This is a genomic window from Micromonospora sp. CNZ296, from assembly GCF_007827635.1.
The window spans coordinates 1-16,460 of sequence record NZ_VISW01000025.1 but is presented as its reverse complement, the minus strand read 5'-3'; the positions used below and the strand labels follow the sequence as shown (position 1 = coordinate 16,460).

At 67.6% G+C, this 16,460-nt stretch carries 13 protein-coding genes and 2 pseudogenes; 10 read left to right on the top strand and 5 right to left on the bottom strand.

From position 1 onward, the window contains the following. The first annotated feature begins 366 nt into the window (after positions 1-366). From FB455_RS29965 to FB455_RS29925, 10 genes and pseudogenes are all read left to right on the top strand, one after another. Positions 367-1,401, top strand: a complete 1,035-nt coding sequence (locus FB455_RS29965; RefSeq protein ID WP_145755575.1) for a DUF4192 domain-containing protein — start codon at positions 367-369, stop codon at positions 1,399-1,401. A 5-nt stretch (positions 1,402-1,406) separates the two neighbouring features. Beyond that, on the top strand, positions 1,407-1,859 hold the full coding sequence (locus tag FB455_RS29960; protein WP_145755574.1) for a hypothetical protein: 453 nt from the start codon (positions 1,407-1,409) through the stop codon (positions 1,857-1,859). 232 nt (positions 1,860-2,091) lie between these two features. After that, on the top strand, positions 2,092-2,370 hold the full coding sequence (locus FB455_RS29955) for a hypothetical protein (RefSeq protein WP_145755573.1): 279 nt from the start codon (positions 2,092-2,094) through the stop codon (positions 2,368-2,370). Between the two features lie 241 nt (positions 2,371-2,611). Continuing rightward, positions 2,612-3,295 (top strand): GGDEF domain-containing protein, encoded by a 684-nt coding sequence (locus tag FB455_RS29950; protein WP_145755572.1) that lies wholly within the window; start codon positions 2,612-2,614, stop codon positions 3,293-3,295. Further along, positions 3,292-4,596 (top strand): AcrVA2 family anti-CRISPR protein, encoded by a 1,305-nt coding sequence (locus FB455_RS29945; RefSeq protein ID WP_145755571.1) that lies wholly within the window; start codon positions 3,292-3,294, stop codon positions 4,594-4,596. The genes FB455_RS29950 and FB455_RS29945 overlap by 4 nt, the downstream gene beginning before the upstream one ends. 615 nt (positions 4,597-5,211) lie before the next feature. Continuing rightward, positions 5,212-5,388: a hypothetical protein gene (locus FB455_RS34465; RefSeq protein ID WP_186466470.1), complete on the top strand. Its 177-nt coding sequence runs from the start codon at positions 5,212-5,214 to the stop codon at positions 5,386-5,388. 170 nt (positions 5,389-5,558) lie between these two features. Further along, the gene (locus tag FB455_RS29940; protein ID WP_145755570.1) at positions 5,559-7,058 is read left to right on the top strand and encodes a hypothetical protein; all 1,500 of its coding nucleotides are present in this window, start codon (positions 5,559-5,561) and stop codon (positions 7,056-7,058) included. Positions 7,059-7,182: 124 nt separating this feature from the next. Then, a pseudogene (locus tag FB455_RS34955) lies at positions 7,183-7,765 on the top strand (TRM11 family SAM-dependent methyltransferase); the annotation flags it as partial. 231 nt (positions 7,766-7,996) lie between these two features. Beyond that, the gene (locus tag FB455_RS29930) at positions 7,997-9,673 is read left to right on the top strand and encodes an Eco57I restriction-modification methylase domain-containing protein (protein WP_145755569.1); all 1,677 of its coding nucleotides are present in this window, start codon (positions 7,997-7,999) and stop codon (positions 9,671-9,673) included. 3 nt (positions 9,674-9,676) lie between these two features. Then, the gene (locus FB455_RS29925) at positions 9,677-10,396 is read left to right on the top strand and encodes a PaeR7I family type II restriction endonuclease (RefSeq protein ID WP_145755568.1); all 720 of its coding nucleotides are present in this window, start codon (positions 9,677-9,679) and stop codon (positions 10,394-10,396) included. 24 nt (positions 10,397-10,420) lie between these two features. Here the strand turns inward: FB455_RS29925 and FB455_RS34460 are convergent, their stop codons facing one another. The 5 genes and pseudogenes from FB455_RS34460 to FB455_RS29895 all read right to left on the bottom strand — a co-directional run bounded on the left by FB455_RS34460 (position 10,421) and on the right by FB455_RS29895 (position 16,210). Next, the gene (locus FB455_RS34460; RefSeq protein ID WP_186466469.1) at positions 10,421-10,570 is read right to left on the bottom strand and encodes a hypothetical protein; all 150 of its coding nucleotides are present in this window, start codon (positions 10,568-10,570) and stop codon (positions 10,421-10,423) included. A 246-nt stretch (positions 10,571-10,816) separates the two neighbouring features. Next, positions 10,817-11,281 (bottom strand): annotated as a pseudogene (locus FB455_RS34950) (IS701 family transposase); the annotation flags it as partial. Positions 11,282-11,291: 10 nt separating this feature from the next. Continuing rightward, positions 11,292-11,777 carry an IS701 family transposase gene (locus tag FB455_RS34945; RefSeq protein ID WP_486481614.1) on the bottom strand — a complete coding sequence of 162 codons (486 nt, stop codon included), beginning with the start codon at positions 11,775-11,777 and terminating at the stop codon, positions 11,292-11,294. A gap of 442 nt (positions 11,778-12,219) precedes the next feature. Continuing rightward, complete coding sequence (locus FB455_RS29915) at positions 12,220-14,682, bottom strand: DEAD/DEAH box helicase (RefSeq protein ID WP_145755567.1); 2,463 nt, start codon at positions 14,680-14,682, stop codon at positions 12,220-12,222. A gap of 1,237 nt (positions 14,683-15,919) precedes the next feature. Then, the gene (locus FB455_RS29895) at positions 15,920-16,210 is read right to left on the bottom strand and encodes a hypothetical protein (protein ID WP_145755566.1); all 291 of its coding nucleotides are present in this window, start codon (positions 16,208-16,210) and stop codon (positions 15,920-15,922) included. Positions 16,211-16,460: the final 250 nt, after the last annotated feature.

Below are 16,460 nucleotides of genomic sequence, written 5' to 3'. Positions count from 1 at the left end.
AGATGGCCTGGTCTGACACGTCGGGCCCTGCCTCTGGGAGCCCGAATAGCCTGAGGGCTCCTTCTTTCTCTTCCTCTCGCGCTCGTCTGACGCGTCCGCGATGGCATCGCGCCCACCGCTCCCGGTCGGCCGCCACCGCCAGCCTCAGCACGCCGCAATCCGTCAAGCCCGCTCGCGCCCTTTGGTGATCGGGAGCCCCATCCGTCGGTCAGGCGGCCACCACTCGGGTGGCCGCCGCTGCCGTCTGTCACCAGCCGGCCACCGCCGCCGGCACCACCAGCCGGCATCAGGTCTTCGCACCCCGCCCGGCCCGCGTGCCGTCGGCAATCCCATCCCCTCGACCCGAGTCACATCGTGGAGGTCATCGTGTCGTCACCCGAGAACAAAGTGACAGTCCGCTCGCCGGCCGATCTGGCCGCTGCAGTGCCCTACCTCATCGGTTTTCATCCCAGCGACGGCAGCGTCGTCGTCATCGCCTGCAACGGCCGACGGATCGCCTTCGCCGTACGTGGGGACCTGCCCGCCGGCTCAGAGTACGCACACCAGCTGGACGCCTTCGCCGATCAGCTCATCTCCGTCGTGCAGCGGCAACAACCGCTCACCCACGTGGTGATCATCGGCTACGGCACGCCGGACCCCATCGACCCGACGCTGCGCGCCCTCGACGACGCCTTCGTCGCCGCCGGACTGCCCGTCGTCGACTTGCTGCGGATCGCTGCGGATCGCCTGTTCAGCCTGATCTGCGCCAACCCTGCCTGCTGCCCGCCCCAGGGAACCCCGTTCGACCCCATCGCATCAACGGTTGCGGTCCGGGCGACCATCGCGGGCGTCGTTGTTCGGCCCGACCGGGCGTCGGTCGCTGGCCAGATCACGCCGGTGCGCGGCGCCGCGCGCGACGCCATCCAACGGGCCAGCCGCGAGGCGCGCATCCGACTGGAGGCATTGCAGGCCGTCGGCGGCACCACGGTGTATGAGGCCGGTGAGCAGGCCGTCCGCGACGCGCTAGGCCGGCACGACGCGGGAGCGCGACTCACCGATGACGAGGTGGCGTGGCTGACCACGTTGCTGGTCGACCGGGACATCCGGGACCTCGCCGTCGGCCTCACCGAGCCACACAGCCGGCACGTCGACTTCTGGGCCGACATCACCCGCCGCGCCGACGAGCCACTCGTACCGGCGCCAGCCACCCTGCTCGCCGTCACCGCCTGGCGCTGCGGCGACGGTGTCCTCGCCGCCATGGCCGCCGAACACGCCCTCCACATCGACGGCAGCTACCAGTTCGCCGACACGGTCCTTCAAGCCCTACAGGCCGGGGTGCCCCCGACCGTCGTCGAGGAGGTCCTCGCCGACGTCGATTCCGACCCCCTCGCTCTGCCCGACGACCCGATGGAACAGGAGTAACGATCATGGATCCCGTTCGCGCCATCCTGCTGGCCCTCGCCGGCAGAGCGGAAGAAGCGCGGTTGCGCTGGTATGCCGAGCGTGCCGCGCTGCGCGCCCGCGGCGAGACACCCACCCACGGCAACGCGTGGCCCTACAGCGTCCAAGCCGACCTCTGCCTGATCACCGCCATCACCGCAGCCGACCTGCCCGCGAACTTCCGTCTCTACGACACCTCGCTGTCCCGAGATCCTCTCGCCGCAGCCGCGCAACTCCGCGAGGTCGCCTCCGCCTACGACCACAGCGGCCCGATCGAGGCCGAATACGAAGCAGCCCGACTGGCCTACAAGCAGGCCTTTGCCGAACCGCTCACCCCACAGGAACAGCACTACGTCGGCCTGCTCGCCGATTTGCCCGCCGCCCGCCGAGACAAGATCATCGAGGCGGCGGAGGAACGTCTCCGACACCGTCCGGCTTGAGCCCCAGCTCGCCGCGACGCCTGCTACGAGGGAGGTCAGTCTCCCGTCGCGCCCACCGCAGTACGCGCGTGACAGGCCCGAGCGGCGCCAGCCTTTCCGCCGGGGTCAAGAGCAGGGGAGTGCGGCGCCGGAGCGCCAGTGCCGCTGGCGGCCTCCGGGCGGCCTTCGACAGCCAGCAGGTCGTGGGAGGCAGCGACTCGGCAACGCCGCGAGATCTCCGCGAAAGGAACCCATGAGTCTCTACACCCTCATGCCCAAGCCGGGCTTCGACCGGTACACGATCCAGGTCGGCTGGAGCCCACACCGCACCTATGTCGCCACCCTCGTCGACTTCACCTGGGATCCGGTGACCGAACCCGATCGGCAACCCGACGTCATCCACCTCGGCCGGGTCGAGACCATCCTCGACCCGGCCGAAGTGCTCTCGGCCCTTGAGCCCTACGCCGAGATCCCCGCCGAGCTCCCGGCCAGACTCCGCGCCGACCAGGCCGAACACCCGGTACGCCGCTGACACCATCTCGCGACCAGTCACGAGGTGACGGGCTGCTGTCGTACCTGAAGTGTGGTGCGACGTGCCTTTGTCCGATACCGCTGGCCTGACCCTGGCCGAACGCTCTGGCCACCAGTGCCGCGAGTCCTTGCAGCAAGAACCAAAACCGGCCCGCCGCAGGCGGGCCGTCGTCGTATCAAGACCCGGGACGCGCCGCCTGGAAACGACCGCGTCCCGGGTTCTCCAACAAGGGAGGACCCCAGTGTCCCGACCACTGCTCATGATCGCCACCGCTGTGGTGGCCTACACCCTGGGCCGGCTCACCGACTGGCCGACCATCCACCGCCTACGCCACCAGCTCGCCGACACCCACCGCTCGATGCTCTACGACCCGCTCACCGGCATGCTCAACCGCGCCGGCCTCCACGCCGCCCACGCCGCCCTCGCCGAACCAGCCCTCGCTCAGCCGATCACCGTCGCCCTGATCGACCTCGACGACTTCAAAACCGTCAACGACACCCACGGCCACGACCTCGGCGACGACCTGCTCACGGCCATCGGCGAGCGCATAACCGACCTTGCCGAACTCTACGGCGGTGCCGCCGCACGGCTCGCCGGCGACGAATACGCCGTCCTCCTACCCACCCACGCTGGCGACCCGGACCGCATCGCCGACGCGCTCGCGACGATCATCGCCGAGCCCGTCGCCCTCGGTGCCGACGAGCACTCCGTCACCGCCAGCATCGGCCTGGCCATCGTCGAAGCCACCGACCCGCTCACCGACGTCGCGCTCCACCGGGCCGACGTCGCCATGTACCACGCCAAGCGCAACGAGCGGATCCGTCACGCCACCTACCAGCCAGGCATGACCATGCCACCCGCGCCCCACCGCCGCGGACCACGCCTGCGCGAGCGCCGACGCCCGATCGACGGAGCCCCAGCATGACCGCCCCACCCGAAGAGATGGCCTGCCGCACCTGCCTGGTCCCGCTCAACACCCTCGGCACACCACCCACCCACGTCCACCCGGTCCACCTCGCCACCGACGGACACGCACCCGTGCCCGTCCCGGTCAGCCAACTCGCCACCGTCCGCCGGACCTGCGACTTCTGCGGCGACCCCTACCCGATCTGGACGCTGCACGGCGCAAACGTCACCGCCGTCGCCATCGGCTCCACCGCCACCCTCGTGCAGAACTTCGGCGAGACGTGGGCAGCATGCGCCACCTGCCAAACCCACATCGACGACGGCCGCCCAGACCTGGTCGTCGACCGAGCCGTCCAAGCCCTCGACGTCGGCACCAACCCGGAAGTACGAGGGCGCATCCAGGAACTGCACCTGGCATTCCTCGAAGCCCGCCTCCCCGACCGCACGCTCCTCACCACAACCCCCTGGCCAGCGGCATCCATCGCAGCGAAGGACCTGCCCAAGGTGCGTGACCGGCTCACCCACCTCTACCGAGGCAACGACGACGTGCCCGCTGCGCTCGGGCTCACCGGAGCGCGCGGCCAGATCGCTGACGGACTCGACCAGTCGCGCCTCTACTGGATCGACGACGACTTCACCGACCTCGCCGAACACGCCGCCACCCAGCTCACCGCCCTCACCATCGGCCACGACCTCGGCCCGCCGGCAAACGTACTCATCACCTGGTCGCGGCCCGTGACCCAACACCAGATCACCGCCGCCTCCTGGACCTTGGCCAACGACGGCTGGCAGGTGGTCCTCTACCGCGCCATCGGAGCCGGACTCGACGGCAAACCCCTGCAACGGCTCCGGGAGCAAATCGGCTGGCTCGTACCCATGACGGCCGCTCACCTCACCGAGCAACATCTGATCGATGCCGACCACCCCGCAGCCGCCCTGTTCGCTACATGGCTGCTGATCACTCAGAAGGCCGCAGAGGTCGACGTCGCGAGAGTCGACAAAACCATCGCCAAGGCCTATGCCCGTACGAAGCGGGACCAACCAGAGGTGCGCATCGTGCGGATCCGCGGGCGCCGCAGCCCGAGCGACGCAGCAGAGACGACGCCGGGGGAGCACGGCCGGCGTCAGAGTAGCCGGTTCTGGGTTTCCGGCCACTGGCGCAACCAAGCCCACGGCCCAGGCCGATCGCTTCGCCGCCCGGTCTACATCAACCCATTCCTGAAAGGGCCAGCCGAGTCACCGGTGAAGCCCAGTACCACCGTTCGCATGCTCAGCAGCCACAAACCGCAGGGTGAGGAGCCGACCCCACGACCAGCGTGACCTGATGTCAGGTGGTGGCAGGGGCCGGTCCCCTGTCACCACCAACAGCAAGGGCCACCTCTGCGTACAGCAGCCTCCACGGCGAGACCAACGACCGACACTCACCAGGCACTGTGCCGTGGGAAGGCAAGGATGCGCCTCTACGACTCGGCGATGACGAGGCTTCGTCGTCCGGGTTCCGGCCGAGTAGACGACTACGTTCACACCGAAGAGGTCACTGGTTCGATCCCAGTATCGCCCACCGTAAATAGTTGCAGGTAGCGAGCCCGTCGCCGGAACCACCGGTAACGGGCTTTCGCGTTGTTGTCCCTTAAATTGGGAGCAGATTGGGAGCAGCACCAACCGGCTCGCGACCCTAACCTCGGGAAACGCGGCACTCCTTGCCGGCCCAGCAACATGCTCGTAGATCCCCGCCAGCGGCGTCACGGCGGCGTACCCGGTCGACCACGGGTGTCGTTGTCCAGCCGGTCGCCCACCGTCTCCTCCGACGGCTGGCCCTGGTCGGGTTGGGCGATGATCAGGCATCGTGGGGGTGAGTCACACCGCGGCGGTGAGCCGGCCCGGCTGCGGGTGAAGCTTGTTCCACGGCCGCTGTGGGGCCGCAACCTGCGAGACGTGCTGCCACGGTCGGAGTGGCAGCGACTGCGCCGCCGGGCGCTTTACCAAGTCGGCGAGCCCTGCGGGCTGCATGTGCCCGGCGGTGGGAACCTGATCTGCCACGAGCAGTGGACCTACGACAACGCCACCCGCGCCCGGACTCTCATCGGCGTCGATCCACTGCCGAGGCTGTGATCTCGTCACGCACCTCGGCCGCGCTGGCGTCGTCGGTGGCCCGCTGCTCGTCGGGCGGGCTCTGCGTCGCCTCGCCAAACGCAACCGCTGGACGCCCATGGAGGCCCTAACCACTACCAGGCCGCCCGCACTGTTTGAGATGTCTCGCCGCTTTCCGCATCATGGACGCCATGCCTTCCGTTCCGAGCACGCGCTACGCGGACTTCGTCGCCGCCTCTCGGCGCGTCGCGCCGTCGGTCATGCTGCCTGTGCTGGCGGAGGCATCGATCCAGCAACTCCGCGGCAGCAGCGTCTACCGTCCGCGTACGGACGAGGTGATCCAGGCGTGGATCATCGCGGCGGCAGCTCGGGAGAACATCGCTTATGGCAACGAGTTCCGGCAGCAGAGGGTGACCCGCAAGGACCTTCTGCGGCTCCGAAACACGTACCACGAGATGCACGACCCCTTCCTCAACGCGGCTGGCCAGCCTGATGCCGTGGAGTCGTTGATGGTCCGCACGGTGTTCGAGCAGTTCCCCTTCGCTCATTCCCGCTTCGAGGATCTGTCGCGCATCCTGCTCCTGTTCGACCGGGACTACTCCTCGCTGAACTGCGAGGTACTCTCCGTCGCCGCGTGGCAGGAGGTCCTGGGCGCTCCGCTGGAGAGGTTCATGCGCTCGGCGTTCTTCATCCTGGTCGGCGCTCTGTGTAATGGTGGACGATTCGAGCCGGACTGGCTGTCGATGCCGCACTTCGCACCGGTGTTTGACGCGTACGACATGGTCCCCGCCGAGGTTGTAGAGGTATTTGACCGGGTGTTCGTGGCCGACTTCGGCGATGTGCGTGCCCAGGCGGCAGCGAAACGCAACCCTGATCCGCATCTGCGGCGATTCGACCCGAACCCTTTGCTGGGGACGCCGTTCGTCCGCATGCCCGACGGCACCAACTTGGCCCCGTGCGTGCACCTGGTTGCGCAGCGGGTCAGCCCGGGTTCGCTGTACTACGTCGGCTGGGACAAGTGGAAGAACAAGTTCACCCGGGACCTAGGCAAGGTCACGGAGGCCTATGTCGGCGAGCAGCTCGACCTGATCAACCCGCCCGTCCTCCTGCACGACGTCGAGTACAAGAAGGGCCAGCGCGCCTCCGACTACGTGATCGGATACCCCGGCCTCACGATCATCGTGGAGGTCAAGTCGGCCCGCGTGGCCCACCCCGGCAGGCTCGACATGGATGGGTACCTCGCTGACGTCGAGAAAGACGTCGGAGAAGCGATGAAGCGACAGATCAAAGCCACGGCGGACCTCATCAAGGCCGGGCATCCAGCCTTCCGAGGGATCGACCCGGGCGCCGAGATCCGCGGCATAGTCGTCACAGCGGAGCCGCACTACATGCTCAACAGCCCGATGTTCCGCTCCTTGCTGCCGGACTCCGGCTACCCAACCGTCATCCTGTCCTTGAGCGAACTGGAATTCGCAGTATCAGCCGCCCTGGTAGGTGACCCGGCGGGTCTGCTCCGCGCCCTGACCGACTGGGGCCCTAACGGCATCGACGCAAACGGGGTGGCTTCCGCGCACGCCGCCCATCTCGGCGAGCCGAAGCCTCGCAATCCACTCCTTCAGGACGCCGCCGCGCGCGGCTGGGCGAAGATGCTGGAAGTGGGATCGGCAGCATCGTCCGGTGAGACGCCATGAGCACTCGGAGCACCCCCCACGGGTCGCGTGCGGGAGGGCGTCTGTCTCTGTCCGGGTGATTCGCACCTGCGCACGTCAAACGCCAAGAGCAACGCCTACCTGGCCGCCATGGGCCGGCGGCCTCGACCTGCGACGCGGCCGATACACCCCCGAGTCGTTGACCCACCCCGCAAAATGCTGCCGACCATCCCCCCGATACGCCATCCGCACCTACACCAATCCCGGTGACGTTGTCCTTGACCCATGGCCGGCATCGGCACCACCGTCATCGAAGCCATGCGCCTCGGTCGTCACGGCGTCGGCGTCGAGTACGAAGCCGAATGGGTCGCCAAGGCGCCGACAACATCCGCCACACCGTCCAGACCGGGGCGCCGGGCCGGGGCGAGATCTACCACGGGGACTCGACTGCGCTGCCGGCCAGCCTGCACGATCAGGTCTCCCTTCTGATCACCTCACCGCCCTACGGATCATCCACCCACGGCCACGGCCGTACCCCTGGCCCGAGACGCGGCAAGGTCTGCAAGATCAACCACAAGTACGGCGGCGTGGACAACCTCGCCTACCGCAGCCAAGGCCAACTCACCGACGGGTTCACCGCAATCCTTGCCGGCTGCCGGGCTCTGTTGCGGCCCGGCGGGCATGTCGTCGTCACCGCCGGGCCCTACCGCCACCATGCGGTCCAGGGACTCATGTTCGCCTGCAGCCTGCTGTACCGCCTTGACGAGGAGGCCGCGTCGCTCGAGGCGGATGCGTGACAGCAAGCCGTCCGGCTTCCGCACCGCATCCGGGTGTGATCCGCAGCCGTTGCGGATCACGCTGCGGGACACGACGAACTCCGACACGGATGGCCTCCCCATCGATGTCAACCCCTCTGGGTAACCTGAGATCATTGCTCGTATACGAGCTGAAGTGACGAATCGGGCGAGCAGAGGAAGACAGTGAGCGTAGTCGAGCAGGTGTTTCTGGAGCGCGACGCGGTCTTCCCAGTGAGTTACGGCGAGGTGTTCACCAGGCGATGGGTCGTCGACGTGCTGCTCGACCTTACGGGCTACACGGCTGATCGCGACCTCGGCGGCCTCTACCTCATTGAACCGTCCTGTGGCTCAGGGGCATTTCTCGGGCCCGCCGTCGAGCGTCTGATCGCCTCCGCGAGCTCCCACGGGCGAGACCTCGCGACCCTGGCTGATGCGATCCGTGCCTACGACCTGCAGCCCGAGCACGTTCGTACGTCGCGGGCTCTGTGCCGGGATCTCCTCGTTGCCGCGGGCGCAGCACAGCCGACCGCGACGTCGCTGGCCGCGACCTGGGTCCGGAACACTGACTTCCTGCTCGACGATGTGGGAGACCGCGAGGCCGATGTCGCCATCGGCAACCCGCCCTACATCCGCTACGACGACCTCGACGACGTGACCGCCGCCGCGTACCGCCGGACCTGGTCCACGATGCGCGGCCGTGGGGACATCTACGTTGGTTTCATCGAACGCTGTCTCGCCATGCTCAAGCCGGAGGGCCGACTCGGCTTCATCTGCGCCGACAGGTGGATGCGCAACCAGTACGGTGCTGCGCTGCGTGAGCTTGTCGCGGCGCGCTACTCGGTCGAGCACATCTGGACGATGCACGACGTCGATGCGTTCGAGGCCCAGGTATCCGCCTACCCGGCGATCACCGTCCTCGCGAACAGGCCGCAGGGCCCTGCGGTCGTTGCGGACACGACCGCGGATTTCGGAGCGGCGCAGGCGTTCGCACTCGCGAAGGCCGCCTCGGACAGTTCGTTCCACGACTTTCTCGACGTCGGTGTCAAGGCGCACCGACTGCCGCACTGGTTCAACGGCGGATCGCTCTGGCCGACCGGATCCCCGGCCAGACTCGCCCTGATCGAGCTGCTCAACGACCAGTTCGGCCCGCTCCATGACCCGGCCACCGGCACCAGGGTGGCTATCGGGATCGCGACCGGCGCGGACAAGGCGTACGTCACCAAGGATCACGACGCCGTCGAGCCGGATCGGATGCTCCCGCTCGCGATGCGACAGGACCTGAAAACTGGCTCGTTCGCGTGGCAGGGCAACTACCTGGTGAACCCGTGGGACGCCGACGGCCGCCTGGTCGACCTCGCCGACTACCCCCGGATGGCGGCGTACCTAGGGAAGCACCCGGGCCTGAAGGACCGCTTCGTCGCCAAGAAGGCACCGGGCTCCTGGTACCGGACCATCGACAAGGTGAACGCCACGGTTACGGACAGGCCGAAGCTACTGATCCAGGACATGAAGACCAATATCCATCCCGTCCTGGAAACCGGCGGCTACTACCCGCACCACAACCTCTACTACGTCGTCTCCGACACTTGGGACATGGAGGTACTCGGAGGGTTGCTACTCTCCAGGGTCGCGCAGGCGTTCATCGAGGCCTACTGCGTGCGGATGCGCGGGGGAACCCTCCGGTTCCAGGCGCAGTACCTCAAGCAAATCCGCGTGCCGGCACCCGAGGCGATCCCTGGTGACATCGCCAACGCGCTCCGTGACGCATTCCGCAGGCGGGACGTCCTTGCGGCCACGGAGGCCGCAGCCAGGGCCTACGACATCGACCTCTCCAGCTTCGAGCTCACCGAAGGACTCTGACCCATGGCCCGTGATGTACAGCCGCTGCTGGAGAACTGGTGGAAGGCGAAGAACGCCGCCGTCGCCAAGCTGGCCGCCGACGGAAAGTTGAACACCGGGGCCCAGGCCCGCGACGCCAGGCACATGCAGAGCATCGCGGCGTTCGTCCGCCAGATGTTCATCGACGCAGGGCTCCCCGAGAACGAGGTGACCATCGACAGCGTCGTCCCCGGCTACTTCCGCCGGTCGAAGAACTGGGACGTCGTGGCGATGCACAAGGGCCACCTGGTAGGCGTCGTCGAGCTGAAGTCGCAGGCGTCGAGCCCGGGCAACAACGCGAACAACCGCATCGAGGAGGCCATCGGCAGCTCCGTCGACGCCAAGACCGTCCAGGAGATGACCAAGGCCTTCGGCACGCTCGGGGTCTGGTCCGCCTGGTGCATCACGTTCAACCGCGACTGCGAGAGCGGCGTACCGATCAAGCCAGTTCCACCGAGGCAGTTGCGCGTGCCGGCGATCGACCCCGCGTTCCAAAACATGACCTATGCGACCCAGTACGCGACCGCCATCGAGCGATTCATCTCGCAGAAGGTCTACGACGCCGGCTGGATGATCGTCACTTGGGTCAATGCCGACCAGACCGTCGGGTACGACGAGCCGATCCCGACGGCCACCGTGGAGACCTTGTGGACGCAGATCGAGGCTCGCGTGAGGTTCGCCAAGCAGGCTCTGCGTAACGCGTAACGCGTAACGCTGGCGTGCTGGCGATCAGCGCTTCACAAGCTGGTTGCCGTGGCCGTTGACCGCCACGTCGGTGCGGCGCACCGCCCCGGCCGTGGCGACGCGCGCCGTGCGGGTGGGCAGCCGCTTGGACAGCTTCACCACGTGGGCGGTGCCGTCCTCGGCGACCACGTTCACTGACCGACAAGCACCTCAGCCTGTCGTGCAGGGTCTGCAGCCGACCCGGTCCGGGTTGTTGAGCAGGTAGAAGCTGCATGCGCTGCGCGAGCGCTGCGAGTGGTGCTTCGGCACCTCGTCGTCGGCGCGACCGGCGACGGCGTCACCGACGTCCTCATCGCCCCTACCAGGGATTGTGCCCTCCGCCGTCGCCTCGATCCCCGAACTCCTGACCAACTTCGCTCAAAGGAGGGTTCGCTAGGCATTTCAGGATGGCTCCCCTAATTGCAGCGTTATGTGCCGGTACCAGGCGTTATACCGGCGGACCTGGTAGTGGTCCAGACCGACCTCGGTCTTGGCGGTCTGGAAGCACTCCTCGACCGCCCACCGGGTCCCCGCGATGCGGATGAGGTCCTCGTCCTGCGTGCCTGCGGGGCCGAAGCACAGGTAGTAGGCCAGGTCGGTGGGGTCGGTGATGCTGCGGCGGATCAACAGCCAATGCCCGTATCCGTCGGCGGTGCCGGGCAGAGAGGCCACGGCCCAGTCGTAGAGCCGTGGCCCTTTGGCGCCGTCGCCGCAGCTGTGGCGCTTCCAAGCCAGAGCCGGCGCGGCGGCGGCGAGGACGTCCGGACGGGAGTTGCCGGCCGTGGTCGGGATCCGCTGGTTGCGGGGCACGGCCAGGACGTAGCCGATGTGCTGCTGCTGCAACCACGTCCGGAACTTCGAGTCCTGCCCGTAGGCCTCATTCCGCGGTCATCCAGCGCGCCGGCAGTCCCGCCGCGACAGCGCGCTCGGCCATCCGCAGCCCCAGCGCAGGCTTCGTGGCGAAGCCGACGCCCGCCTCAATGCCAGCTTCCTCGCGGCGGGCGAGATCGTCGCACCAGCGGCTGGGCAGATTCAACTCCCGGTCGATCAGCGTGCGTCCCACAGGGCTGGCGTAGGCGAGGAACACCCCGAGCTGGCAGTTCTCCGTCCGTCCGGCCGTGCCGGAGTACTGACGCTGCACCCCGGCCGACTTGATCCCCTTCTTCAGGAACCCTGTCTCGTCGACGATCAACACCCCGTCGTCATGGCCGAGGTGCTCGGACACGTAAGCGAACAAGTCGTCGCGAACCGCGTCCGGATCCCACGAGGACCGGTTGAGTAGCCGCTGCATCCGATTCGGCGTGGTGTCGCTGGCGGCCTCGGCGAGGGTCCAGCCGTTCTTGCTCGCCAACGGCGACAGCAACCCGACCAGGTAGGCCAGCGCCGGCCGGCGAGGTTCCGCACGCCAAACCGGTGCGCGAACCGCGCCAGCAGATCATCCAGACCCGCTCGCCAGCCCACAATTTCATCGATCAACACAAGCACGGCAGCCTGCCCGCCCTACGACCAACCACAACAGACAGACGGTGCGACCACGTCACCCGTCCGCCGGATGGCATCGACATCCGCAGCTACAAGGCAGCCCCAACTCCGACGTTGACCATCCCCGTGAGCTGCGGCCAGTACGTGCCACTCGACGACGCGCTGCCGGTGCCGAAAGTCGGCGACGGCCGCGTCCGGTACGCCCGCTGGCACCCGGCGCCAGCGCACCGAACAACTCGAACGGAGGATCCATCGACCGCCCTGTCTGGCGAGGTGCTGCCCGCCGTCCCGACCCCCCACCGTGCCTTACCCCGTCGTCCGGATCAACCGTCGGAGACGGCTCGCTCGGTACAGTCGGACAACCACTGCGAGGGGAGGGCGCGTCGGGCCCGCAGCAGTTCCGCGACAACCTGCTCCGCGTCGACGGGCTGAAACCCCGCGGTCTGTGTCCGAATCGCTTCCCACGCCTCGATCAGCCGCCCCGCAAGGTCGAGAACCCGTCCCGGCGTGACGAGATAGGTCTCGGCGTCGGACACCTGTACGGCCGCCGGATGCAGCGCGTTCTGCGGTGTGACGATCAGGGTGACCGATCCGAGCGGGGCCGCAACGCCCTGCTGAGCTGCGGCGAAGTTGAGGTGGCCGCCCGCCTCACGGACGCGAGTGGCCTTGAGCTGGCCGTCCGGATTGGCGTCGGACTTCGCCTCCCACGCGACCCAGAGTTCGTCACCAAAAAGCCAGACGGCATCGGGTTCGGCGTCGCCACCGGTGCGCTTCAGGACTCTGGCACCGGCGAGCTCGCCGAGTGCAACTAGGGCTGCTTCGTACGGTGGGGCCTTGGTCTGGGCTAGCCCGTTCCGGATTGTCTGGACCTGTTTGGTGAACTGGTTAGTCCGGCCCGCTCGCATCGGGTTGATGGCGATCTGCAGTACCACCTCGAGGTCGACCGGGCTCAGGTCTGGCGGGGCCGGATTGACCAAGCTGGCGGCGTCGGTGGTGAGCTCGGACAACCACTTCGTTCCATGGGCAGCGGCACGCGCAGCGTCGAAATGGGTTTGCGCCAGGGAAAGCCAGTGCTCGCGGTTGTCGCGCCGCCCGGCGATGACCGCCCAGCTGGCGAGCAAGTAATGCCACAGGGCCTGGTATCGACGGATTTGTTGCCCACCGGCGACAGCCTCGACAACCTTCTTCGCCTGCTCGACAGCGCGCGGCCAGTCACCCTGCCAGGCGGCGTCGATCGCGGCGACCTCGTGCTCTACAGCGGCCGTGAGTTCGGCGGTACCCGGCCCGGCGGCTCGTGGCGCGGCATCGCGATCGGCGCGAATGCCTTCCTCCGCTTCGTGCCACTCGGCGTCCTGCGCCAGGAAGTGCGCCAGGTTCTCCGCCGCCTCAGTCGGGGAGATCCCGGTCGAGTAGTCCAGCCCGAAGACGATCTCTGCTCGCAGTTCGGGGTGCATCGTGGCCTGCACCTCCTTGCGGGCCACGAACTCCCAGAGGTCCTTGCCGAGTGCGAGAACGGCGGCGTAGTCGGCGCTGTTGCGGGTCGCCCTCCCCGCGCCCTGGGTGAGCCTAGTTCGGATCCGCTCGCTGAGGACCACCGTCGCGCTGAGGCTTTCGTGCAGGAAACGCTCCTGCAGGTGGGCACCCGCAGGCAGACCTGCCAGGATGACCAAACGGCAGGTCTCGTCGGGCAGGTCGATGCCGTCATAGCGGTTGGCCAGGGCCAGCAGTCCCACCGGAGCCTTGGCGAAGCCGTCGGGAGCCTCGGCGAACTGGTCCGCCCGCAGGATCGGCGTACCTGCGGGAACAATTGCGGCCAGCGCCTTCTCCATCGCGCGGTTGTTCGGCGCGATCAGCACGCCCTTGCCGAACGCGGTCAGCACCTGGCCGGTGAATGCATCGCGGCTCACCTCAGCGTCGAGGCCGGTGACCAGATCGGGGAAGCAGAAGAACCGCCGGCCGGTGCCTTGCCGTTCCCAACCTGTCGGCACCGGGATACGGGTAATCTTCCGTCGTCCGAAAGCGCGTTCGAGTTCGCCTCCGTCGCCGAGGGTCGCGGACATGTAGACCCGCTGTTTGGCGGCGGTAAACGCCTCGTGGTAGCTGGTCGGGGCTACCAGCGGGCGGATCAGGATCTGTCGACGGCTGACGTAGACCAGGCACGCGGCGTACTGGCCACGCAGCATCGCGATCGGGAACTTCGCCTTGTCAGGCAGCGCGCCCTGCGCGACGGCCTGGTCCAGCGCGCGCTCTAGGTCGTCGGCGGCCGCCGCGAGCTCAGCGACCCCGGCAACGTAGACCGGGGCGGGACCGGCAGCCTCCTGATCCTCGTGCCGGATCCGGCGTGCCAGGATCGGCGAGATGGCGCCGGCCCGCTCGAGCATGGCTAGCACCAGATCGAACGCCAAGGAGCCGCGGGTGATTTCCACGCTCCAGTTTCCGGCGACGAATCCCTCAGCGGCATGCGCATCGTCGAGGACCAGCATTTGCGCGTTGACGTGCGGGTTCGCGTTGAACACCGCGCTGTACGTGGCGAACCCGACGGCCTGGCCCTGGGTGAAGCTCGCCTGGTCGGCCGGACTCCACTTCCGGTTAGGCCCGACCAGGTCCGCGACCGGGATGCCGTAGATCCGGGCCTGGGTGGCGGCCTGGCGCGCCAGTTGCTGGGTGGGGGCCAGGAAGGCCACCCGTTCCCCGTACGCGCGCCGGCGCCAATCGGCGATCAGGCTGCCGACGAGCGTCTTGCCGGCTCCGGTCGGGAGCTCGAGCGCGACGTCGCCCTGAGACACGTGTAGCGGGTGGTAAGCCCTCAGGATGTCGGCCTGCCTGGACCACAGCTCACGTGGAGCATCTGGTCCGTGAGGGAGGGTTGGGTAAAGCGCCTCCGGAGATGCCGGCACCGATGCAGAAACCTTGCGCTTGGTGAAAGCCACACTGAAGGGAATCACAGCCCGGCCGCCCCCGGGAATCGTCCTGCGGTGCGGCGCCTGCAGGACAAGCAGTCACGCCGGCGGCATCGCCCGGTGGATCTGGTTTACCGGGGCGTGCAGAGCCGCGGCGAGTGCGTCCGTTTCGGATGCGCCGGCGGCTCGCTTGCCCTGCTCCACGAGGGCGTAGAGACTGCGACTGATGCCCCAGGCAGCGGCGACGTCGTTTCTGGTCAATAGCAGCCGAGCGTAAAGCGTAGCGAGCTTAGTCGATGTTCCGTGACGAGCGCAGGTGAGACGGATGCCAAGTCGTGGAGCTTCACTCTCCAGCGCTCAGCGACGTCAGGCCTTGTGGCGGGTCATGTCCAGCCCAGTTCCTCGGCGTTGCTCTCGAAGACTGTGGTCTGCGGCTGCTGCTGGCGGGCCAGACCGTGCGGGGTCGCACAGCCTCTCGTACATCGGCTCGAACTTGCCCTGCCGGGCGGCCTCGGCGGCATGAGTTGCGTTGTAGGCATTTGAGTGGCGGGGGATCGGGAAGTAGCCCACTACGTAGGTAAAGGGGTGCTGGTCCATCTTCCGACGCCAACACCAAGCCGAAGCCAAGATCAGCCACTATCGCCTGGATCAGGCGCCCGCCTTTCTGGCCTGCGGTCCCCTGGCAGGGGTCTGTCAAACGAACGTCTTACAGTCCCACGTATGGCACAAGTCGTCGAGCACCGCGCAGCACGCCGCAACCAGGCGTCCGCAACCAATGCCCCTGCTTGGGAGAGCTTCACGCAGACGTTCGGCGCCTGCTGCTCGGCACGCCTCGCACCACCGGCGATTGGCATGCCGCATTCAAGAACGTCGGCGCAGCCCTAAATCACCAACGAGAAAGAGGCACTCTCGCCCGTGGCCTACGGGCAGTAATCGCATTGCACGTGATCTTCCACTGGAACAGGCTCGGACCACCCGCCACCACCCAAGCCACCCTCGCCCAAGCGGCCCAGGAAGCCATTTTCGGCCTGCCTGATCCGCGCTCGTCAGGCTGAAGTCAGATGTACCAGGGACGAGAGGGGCATATCGCAAATGTTGTCAAGGCGGACGCACCAAGCCGTCCTCAACCTCGCCGGAACCAACGACGCCAGCCAGCTCCTAAGCCATCCTGCCCCGCCGCGGGCACCGGCTGCGCGTCACCGGTCAGAGGCTGAACCAGCTTCTCCGCCGCAGGAACGAACAGCAGCCGACGAATCTCCTCGGCGTCCTCCTCACGCCAGGCATCGAAGAGATCTAGCGTCGTGATCACCGGTTCGGCCTGAGCGGCCAGGAACTCGGGGCGGCCGTATGGCTGCCGACTCCGTTCCTGCGGGGCGACCCGGAGCTGGTGACCCAGGATCAGGGCGCCGCCCACCACTGGAGTGACACCTGCTAGCTTCTCCCACTCCCGAAGGTGACGAACGAGATCCTGGTAGGCGCGCTCCGGAGCGCTGCCACTGACACCCTTCACCTCGACCAGCCGCGTGCGACCGGCGTACGTACAGAGCAGATCAGCGTTCTTGGTGCCGCCTAAGGGACGTCTCGTAACTGGGTGAAGGCGTTGCGTGGGATGGGGCCGGTGGTCAGCCGGCGAGGATGATGTTGTGGAGGTTGGCGATGCCGGA